Source organism: Moorena sp. SIO3A2 (genome assembly GCF_010672265.1).
Taxonomy (GTDB): Bacteria; Cyanobacteriota; Cyanobacteriia; order Cyanobacteriales; family Coleofasciculaceae; genus Moorena; species Moorena producens.
In genome coordinates, this window is the sequence record NZ_JAAHHC010000053.1 from 1 (window position 1) to 7,411 (window position 7,411).

The 7,411-nt window shown below is 42.3% G+C and carries 8 protein-coding genes and 1 pseudogene; 4 read left to right on the forward strand and 5 right to left on the reverse strand.

The features are described 5' to 3' along the window. Positions 1-283: 283 nt before the first annotated feature. Positions 284-424 carry a hypothetical protein gene (locus tag F6K64_RS32255; protein WP_154659777.1) on the reverse strand — a complete coding sequence of 47 codons (141 nt, stop codon included), beginning with the start codon at positions 422-424 and terminating at the stop codon, positions 284-286. 835 nt (positions 425-1,259) lie between these two features. Here F6K64_RS32255 and F6K64_RS32260 point away from each other — a divergent pair. Beyond that, the gene (locus tag F6K64_RS32260; RefSeq protein ID WP_287267529.1) at positions 1,260-2,465 is read left to right on the forward strand and encodes a PrnB family protein; all 1,206 of its coding nucleotides are present in this window, start codon (positions 1,260-1,262) and stop codon (positions 2,463-2,465) included. A 555-nt stretch (positions 2,466-3,020) separates the two neighbouring features. Here the strand turns inward: F6K64_RS32260 and F6K64_RS32265 are convergent. Then, entirely contained in the window at positions 3,021-3,854 is an 834-nt protein-coding gene (locus F6K64_RS32265) for a Uma2 family endonuclease (RefSeq protein WP_008184079.1), read from the reverse strand. A 233-nt stretch (positions 3,855-4,087) separates the two neighbouring features. On the opposite strand from F6K64_RS32265, the gene F6K64_RS32270 reads away from it, so the two are divergent. Both F6K64_RS32270 and F6K64_RS32275 read left to right on the forward strand, forming a co-directional pair. Then, the gene (locus F6K64_RS32270) at positions 4,088-4,342 is read left to right on the forward strand and encodes a hypothetical protein (RefSeq protein ID WP_287267531.1); all 255 of its coding nucleotides are present in this window, start codon (positions 4,088-4,090) and stop codon (positions 4,340-4,342) included. After that, complete coding sequence (locus F6K64_RS32275; RefSeq protein ID WP_287255762.1) at positions 4,323-4,895, forward strand: Uma2 family endonuclease; 573 nt, start codon at positions 4,323-4,325, stop codon at positions 4,893-4,895. Before F6K64_RS32270 ends, F6K64_RS32275 begins: the two co-directional genes overlap by 20 nt. Positions 4,896-5,011: 116 nt before the next feature. Here the strand turns inward: F6K64_RS32275 and F6K64_RS32280 are convergent, their stop codons facing one another. The 3 genes from F6K64_RS32280 to F6K64_RS32290 all read right to left on the reverse strand — a co-directional run bounded on the left by F6K64_RS32280 (position 5,012) and on the right by F6K64_RS32290 (position 6,955). Beyond that, positions 5,012-5,134, reverse strand: a complete 123-nt coding sequence (locus F6K64_RS32280) for a hypothetical protein (protein WP_287255759.1) — start codon at positions 5,132-5,134, stop codon at positions 5,012-5,014. Further along, positions 5,131-5,832 carry a Uma2 family endonuclease gene (locus F6K64_RS32285; protein ID WP_287255767.1) on the reverse strand — a complete coding sequence of 234 codons (702 nt, stop codon included), beginning with the start codon at positions 5,830-5,832 and terminating at the stop codon, positions 5,131-5,133. The genes F6K64_RS32280 and F6K64_RS32285 overlap by 4 nt, the downstream gene beginning before the upstream one ends. Positions 5,833-6,100: 268 nt before the next feature. Further along, positions 6,101-6,955 carry a Uma2 family endonuclease gene (locus tag F6K64_RS32290; protein WP_287267532.1) on the reverse strand — a complete coding sequence of 285 codons (855 nt, stop codon included), beginning with the start codon at positions 6,953-6,955 and terminating at the stop codon, positions 6,101-6,103. A gap of 233 nt (positions 6,956-7,188) precedes the next feature. Between F6K64_RS32290 and F6K64_RS32295 the strand changes: the two are divergent. Next, positions 7,189-7,411, forward strand: a pseudogene (locus tag F6K64_RS32295) (hypothetical protein); the annotation flags it as partial.

The following is a 7,411-nucleotide window of genomic DNA, read 5'->3' on the forward strand; positions in this document are numbered from 1 at the left end:
ATCAACAGATACACTGGAGCACTCCTAAGGGAGAGAATATCTAGGAGCCGTATGAGGGGAAACCTTCACGTACGGTTCTGAAGGAGAGGTGCCCCGGATAATACCGGGCATCGACTCTAACCGACGGGGCTTCCTGGGGAATTTATTACGATGATGACTAAGTACATAATTCTGGGTTAAGCTATTAAATTGCTGGGGGGCTTTGCCCCCTGGCCAAACCATCGGGTTTGCTCCCATGGGAGCATGTCTGGAATGGTGCGAAATGTGAATTCATAAGGTTTACCTAGCCGTGGATAGTATTTCTGCGGCTATTTTTTTGTTTGAAAAGGGAGTAGGGAGTAGGGAGTCGGGAGTAGGGAGTAGGGAATCGGGAATCGGGAGTCGGGAAATGCGATCGCGTAGCGTGACCAAAGGTCAATCCCATTCCCTTACTTTACTGCTTGGTTATTTGGTTTTTCTATTTGGGCTTGGTAGTCATGAGGCGTTCGCGTAGCGTGGCCTACGGCCAATCGCTACAGCCAACCTCTCACCTCTCCCTATTCCCATTGATAGGTTGATCAAATTTAGTTTGATTTGGCAATGAGTATTTATACGTTTGTTTTTACTTTACAAATGAGTTGTAAAACTAGATTGTGATTTTTGCTAAACTGAAAAATTATGTATTCCTTATTGCTCTTACCTATTGGAAGTTTTAGGTTTCCTAAAGCTTTAGATGATTTGTTTACATCTCAAATAAAAATGGCTCTTCCGTACTTGTTATGCTAAATTAACACTTTGCCAAAGGGACTGAGGCCGTAGGCCACGCGGGGCGCGTTCGGAGCAGGGACTTCGGAGCAGGAGGAAGAGGCAGCTATATTGGAAAAATTTATGGTTAAATAGCCTCATAACCCTTACACAGTAAGCTTTTCGGGGGGGGTAAACTATAAATTTAGCATAGTAGGTACTGAAGAACCAGCAATCATAGTCATGAGGTACAAAGTTCTGGCTTTTAGGGAGCAGGGACTGAGGCCGTGGGCCACGCTTTCGCCAAAGCCGACGCTGCTTGAGGTGCGAACGGAGCAGGTAAGAGATAAGAGGTAATAGGTAATAGGGAAACAATCCTCTGTACCTCATAGCTATAAGAAACGCTATAGATGAGCTTACCCTGACCAATGAGCTCGAAAGAGCAATATATAAAAAAAAATAAAAATATTTAAACCGCTCTAAATCAGGTTTATAATACATATTGTTTAAACTATTTTTAGTAGAAAAATCCAATAATGTTTGATTTCAAAGACAAAATAATAGAAAAAGGATTCTTGACTGAAACCTTAGAGTCCTTGGATTTTTGGCCTGAACAGTATTATGTTTGGAGAGAAATAGCTCAGAATCTTCCAAATATTTTGCCCATTGGAGAAGTGGGAATAGAGGTAGATAAAATGCCTCAGATAGATACAACTTCTTTAGAGGATTTTCATCTGAATAATGCCAAACTTTGTCTAGGAATGATAGCCCAAGCTTATGTTTGGGAACCCATCTATAGAGGCGAATCTGAACCCCGAACAGTTCTTCCAGCACAGATTGCTATTCCTTTTGTTGAGATTTCAGAAAGGTTGGAGGAACCACCAATACTCAATTATGCTGATTATGTCTTAAGAAACTGGAGAAAACTAGATCCAAACGGAGATTTTACGACAAACAACCTTAGAAGTCTTGTGACTTTTTCAGGGAGACAAGATGAAGACCAATTCATCACTGTTCATGTAGCCTATGAAGCAGCAGCTAGAGAGTGTTATAAACAAGGTATAAAAGCGATGGAGCTAGCACAAGAAAGAGATGCGGTTTCTCTGGCTATTATCTTACGAGAAATGGCGGACACCATTGTTAACATGAAAGATGTCTTCATGACGACAGAGAATATCGTGTCTGCTGAAGTTTTCAGAAAACACATCAGGCAGTTTCTCAAAGGGTGGAACAATAACGTTGAGCTTATTTATGAAGGTACTGAGATTAATGCTTCAGCTCTCAGAGGAGAAACAGGTTCTCAAAGCAGCGCGATGCCTTTCTTAGACCGGATTATGGGTTGTATGTCTCTGGATCCTGTACAAAGAGAAATTCTTAACGAAAAAAAATCTATTCCTGTGGATTTGATTTTAAAAGACTACTATGATTTTGTAAACTATATGCCAGCCCCTCATAGAAAGTTCTTGGAGGAAATTTATCAGAAGAGCCAAGTAAGGAGCTTTGTGATAGAAAATGGTTCTTCAGATTTAGTAAGAGCTTACAATAACTGTGTTGGAAATATTCTTTTGATGCGAACCAGTCATTTCAAAATGATTCCTAAGTACATATCTAATCCGGGTGACAAGAATAATACGGGTTATGGCACAGGTGGTACTTCTTACGTGACTTACCTAGGAACTCTCAGGAATGTCACTGAATCTGCTGCCATCAATAGCAAGGATGGAGAGCATCCCAATTTTTGAAAAACACAAAGGGGATACAAATATAGTGCTTCACGCTGGTGTCGTTACAAATTCATCGGATGAAATACAGATATCAAAGGGTATTCATTTATCATTTGGGTGCGGCTCTTTTGAAAATAAAAATTGTATTTTTGCATAAAGTATGAAATCCTTGCATAAAAAGAATTGTATGCTTGAGACATGCTCAAAATAGTCTCGCTCAAAGAGTGAAAAACAAGATAATATCTTTTTTGTATTATCGTATTACACATTGAAATGGGGTTTTTGCGTTTCATTTTTTTGCGATCGCTTAATTCTATCCCTTTAGCCTAGAAAACTTAAATCTAAATATAGAAAGGGTTAGAAGTATGTAGTGTACTTGTAATATAGCGTATTCCTAAAAGAGCCGCACCCAATTAATTTTGTTTAGGTGCTTAGTAAGCTTTAGCATGCATGCCTCTTGCCTCTTGCCTGGCGCGTAGCGCTATATCAGCTATCAGCGGTCAGCCACTGGCCAAGGGTTGAGTGCTAACCGCTGACCGCTCAATGCTTACACCAATCCGTTGCGAGATCGCTTCAAACTTGATCAGGATCTACTCCCATAGCTCGTAAGCGAGCAGCCAGTTGCTCAGCTCGTTGTTGAGCTTGAGCGGCTTGTTGTTGAGCTTGAGTAGCTTGTTGTTGAGCTTGAGCTGCTTCTTCTTGAGCTTGAGTAGCTTGTTGTTGAGCTTGAGCTGCTTCTTCTTGAGCTTGAGCTGCTTCTTCTTGAGCTTGCACTGCTATTTCTTCAGCAGTAGGTAGCACAATTCCGTCATTAGTAGCCCAACGTAACCAAGTAGTATCAACATTATTTTTATAGACCCCTTGCCAACGAACTAAGGCTAATCCTAATCTTTCGCTAATTAGTCGTCCTTGTTCATCTTCAGTTAAAGGCTGATAGACGCCATTGTGCAACCTAAATCCGGCAAAATCCTCTGGATTAAACGGGTCGTACCAAAAATATTCGGGTACTCTGACTTGGTCTTGATAAACTACTTTTTTAGTAGTTTTATCCGTGTTAGCTGTACTGTCAGAAATTAGCTCAATAATCACATCAGGTGCTTTACCTTCTTCCCAAACTACCCAACTTAGTCGTTCGGCTTTCGGAACTCCAAGCACTACAAATACATCCGGACCACGGAAGTCTTGATTCTTAATTTGTTCTGTACTGAAATAAAGAAACATATTACCCCCAAAATAGCCATCTTCCCGCTGGGCTAACCAAGGGTATAACGGGTCAGTCAGCAATTCCATCTGAAGTTTATGTCGTTCCGTTTCCATAGGAATACCGTCATCACAAGGAAGTTCATATTGAGTTGGCGGTACAGGAGGAGTATTATGCACAACAGCAGAGGTCATAGTTTTAGACATAGTGGTGGTATTTCCTACTCAAATTTAACGCCTATCGCTAAGGTATCGTTGAAACTTGCTAAAAAACCCAGCCGTTGGTTCTTTCTTTTTTGAGCAAACTATGGTACTAGAGTTGCTACAGTAGCTATTCTATTAGTAGTCAATTTTTAGAGGACAACAAAGCTTGTAGGCCACGCTTCGCGATCAAGCTGAGGCCTTTGGGCCACGCTTTGCGAACGCTTCCGCCAAAGGCGATGGGCGAAGCCCCGCTTTCAGCGATCGCCTTTGGCGCGGCTGAGGCCTTTGGCCACGCTGCGCGAACGCCGATCGGAATAGTTATTGATCACTGGGAATCAAAAACGCGATCGCTAAAACAATTCTATAGCGTTAGTTATTTTTATAAAATACACTTAGGTTTCTACTCCCAACTCCCTACTCCCTACTCTCTACTCCCTACTCCCTACTCCCTACTCCCTTCCCTAAACAATCATGACTACCTTAACCCTTGATCTCCAATCAATTAACCTTACCGACGAGCAATTTTTCCAGCTTTGTCAAGACAACGATAATTTGAAATTTGAACGCAATGCTAATGGAGATTTAATTATTATGTCACCCACTGGCGGCAGCACAGGAAACCGTAATCTAGAAATAGGCTACCAACTTCAAGCCTGGAGCCGTCAAAACAAGTTGGGCATTGCTTTCGATTCTTCCACTGGTTTTAAACTCCCCAATGGTGCCGACCGTTCTCCCGATGCATCTTGGATACCATTACAACGCTGGAATAGTTTAACTCCTCAACAACAAGAGAAATTTTTGCCCCTGTGTCCTGATTTTGTGATTGAATTACGTTCTCCCAGTGATAGCTTGACAGCAATTCGCAAAAAAATGGAAGAATACCGAGACAATGGCACTCGTTTAGGTTGGTTAATTAATCGTAAAGAGCGACAAGTGGAAATTTATCGACCAAGTAAAGAGGTTGAAGTTTTAGAGTCTCCCACTACTGTATCGGGAGAAGAGGTTTTGCCTGGTTTTGTGCTGTATCTTGATTTAATTTGGTAAAGGGGTCTAAGCAGTCAGCGGTCAGTGGTCAGCGGTCAGTGGTCAGCGGTCAGCGGTCAGCTTATTTTATTCAAAAGCACCTCAAGTACAGTGGAACAGGCTTCTAGCCTGTGAAGTTAAGGCATAAGCTGAAAGCTGTTCGCGTAGCGCTTAAGCTGAAAGCTGAAAACTGATAGCTGATAGCTGATAGCTGATAGCTCAAAGCTGAAAACTGATAGCTGATAGCTGCCGAGTGTCAAAGATCAAAATCCTCTGGATTTATCCCTTTCGCTCTTAATTGTTCCAGCAATGATTGCATACGACTTCTTTCTTGCTCTAGAGCTTTCTCCGCTTGCTCTTTTAGTTCAATAGCTTGCTCTTTTAGTTCAACAATTTCCAAATAGCTCGCAAACCGCTCACCATTAGGATAATACAGTACCAATTCTGACTCTACTAACTCAAAGGTAATTCCTAAACAGGGACTAACCCAACCAAGCATCTGGGGGATAGGTTCTAAGGTTTCTCCTGAACGCAACCAGCCTTTTAGTTTTGTCCGATTTGGATCATAGAGATAGTACTCTTCTACCTCATGAGTTTGGTAAAACTTTAGTTTATCGTCTTCTAATTCCTTGATAGTGTTTGTGTGTGAGGCTATTTCAAAAACTACCTGGGGATTAATGTTATCTTCAACCCAGGTTTTGTAAGAACGCCGATGCCCTTTTGGTCTACCGATCACCACCATCACATCCGGTGCTTGGTTAATTTTTGGTTGTCCTTCTACTGGATACCACAACAAATCCCCGGCTACAAACACATTCGGGTCATCTTTAAATCGAAGGTCTAGGCCAGACTTAATGGTAGTAATTAGTTCAAATTGAAGGGTATTGTCCGCCAAAGGTTTGCCGTCACTTTCGGGATAAAAAATGTCATCAGTAGTTGGCTGTAGCTGCTGAACCATTGTAAAACCTTTACCTGAGTTGATAATGAAGAATAGGGAATAGGGAATTGGGAATTGGGAATCGGGAATCGGGAATCGGGAAAATGGAGCAACTCGTTCCAATTTATTGATTATAAACTCAGTGCATCTCCTACCTTTTGGTGGTGCGTTACGGGGCTACTGACTACGACCTTGAATATCATGGCAATCCCTCCCCTAACGCACCCTACGCACTGACTTACTTTTGACTTCTGACTTCTGACTTCTAACTTCTGACTTGCGCGTAGCGCTATACTTGATCAGGATCTACTCCCATGGCTCGTAAGCGAGCAGCCAGTTGTTCAGCCCGTTGTTGAGCTTGGGTGGCTTGTTGTTGAGCTTGGGTGGCTTGTTGTTGAGCTTGAGCTGCTTGTTGTTGAGCTTGGGTGGCTTGTTGTTGAGCTTGGGTAGCTTCTTGTTGAGCTTGGGTAGCTTCTTGTTGAGCTTGGGTAGCTTCTTCTTGAGCTTGCACTGCTATTTCTTCAGCAGTAGGTAGCACAATTCCGTCATTAGTAGCCCAACGTAACCAAGTAGTATCAACATTATTTTTATAGACCCCTTGCCAACGAACTAAGGCTAATCCTAATCTTTCGCTAATTAGTCGTCCTTGTTCATCTTCAGTTAAAGGCTGATAGACGCCATTGTGCAACCTAAATCCGGCAAAATCCTCTGGATTAAACGGGTCGTACCAAAAATATTCGGGTACTCTGACTTGGTCTTGATAAACTACTTTTTTAGTAGTTTTATCCGTGTTAGCTGTACTGTCAGAAATTAGCTCAATAATCACATCAGGTGCTTTACCTTCTTCCCAAACTACCCAACTTAGTCGTTCGGCTTTCGGAACTCCAAGCACTACAAATACATCCGGACCACGGAAGTCTTGATTCTTAATTTGTTCTGTACTGAAATAAAGAAACATATTACCCCCAAAATAGCCATCTTCCCGCTGGGCTAACCAAGGGTATAACGGGTCAGTCAGCAATTCCATCTGAAGTTTATGTCGTTCCGTTTCCATAGGAATACCGTCATCACAAGGAAGTTCATATTGAGTTGGCGGTACAGGAGGAGTATTATGCACAACAGCAGAGGTCATAGTTTTAGACATAGTGGTGGTATTTCCTACTCAAATTTAACGCCTATCGCTAAGGTATCGTTGAAACTTGCTAAAAAACCCAGCCGTTGGTTCTTTCTTTTTTGAGCAAACTATGGTACTAGAGTTGCTACAGTAGCTATTCTATTAGTAGTCAATTTTTAGAGGACAACAAAGCTTGTAGGCCACGCTTCGCGATCAAGCTGAGGCCTTTGGGCCACGCTTTGCGAACGCTTCCGCCAAAGGCGATGGGCGAAGCCCCGCTTTCAGCGATCGCCTTTGGCGCGGCTGAGGCCTTTGGCCACGCTGCGCGAACGCCGATCGGAATAGTTATTGATCACTGGGAATCAAAAACGCGATCGCTAAAACAATTCTATAGCGTTAGTTATTTTTATAAAATACACTTAGGTTTCTACTCCCAACTCCCTACTCCCTACTCTCTACTCCCTACTCCCTACTCCCTACTCCCTT

Coding starts and splice junctions, on each gene's coding strand:
- F6K64_RS32270 (WP_287267531.1), top strand. CDS start 4,088: ATGGGCGAAGCCCCGCTTTCAGCGATCGCCTTTGGCGCGGCTGAGGCC.
- F6K64_RS32290 (WP_287267532.1), bottom strand. CDS start 6,955: ATGTCTAAAACTATGACCTCTGCTGTTGTGCATAATACTCCTCCTGTA.
- F6K64_RS32285 (WP_287255767.1), bottom strand. CDS start 5,832: ATGGTTCAGCAGCTACAGCCAACTACTGATGACATTTTTTATCCCGAA.
- F6K64_RS32275 (WP_287255762.1), top strand. CDS start 4,323: ATGACTACCTTAACCCTTGATCTCCAATCAATTAACCTTACCGACGAG.
- F6K64_RS32255 (WP_154659777.1), bottom strand. CDS start 424: ATGGGATTGACCTTTGGTCACGCTACGCGATCGCATTTCCCGACTCCC.
- F6K64_RS32265 (WP_008184079.1), bottom strand. CDS start 3,854: ATGTCTAAAACTATGACCTCTGCTGTTGTGCATAATACTCCTCCTGTA.
- F6K64_RS32260 (WP_287267529.1), top strand. CDS start 1,260: ATGTTTGATTTCAAAGACAAAATAATAGAAAAAGGATTCTTGACTGAA.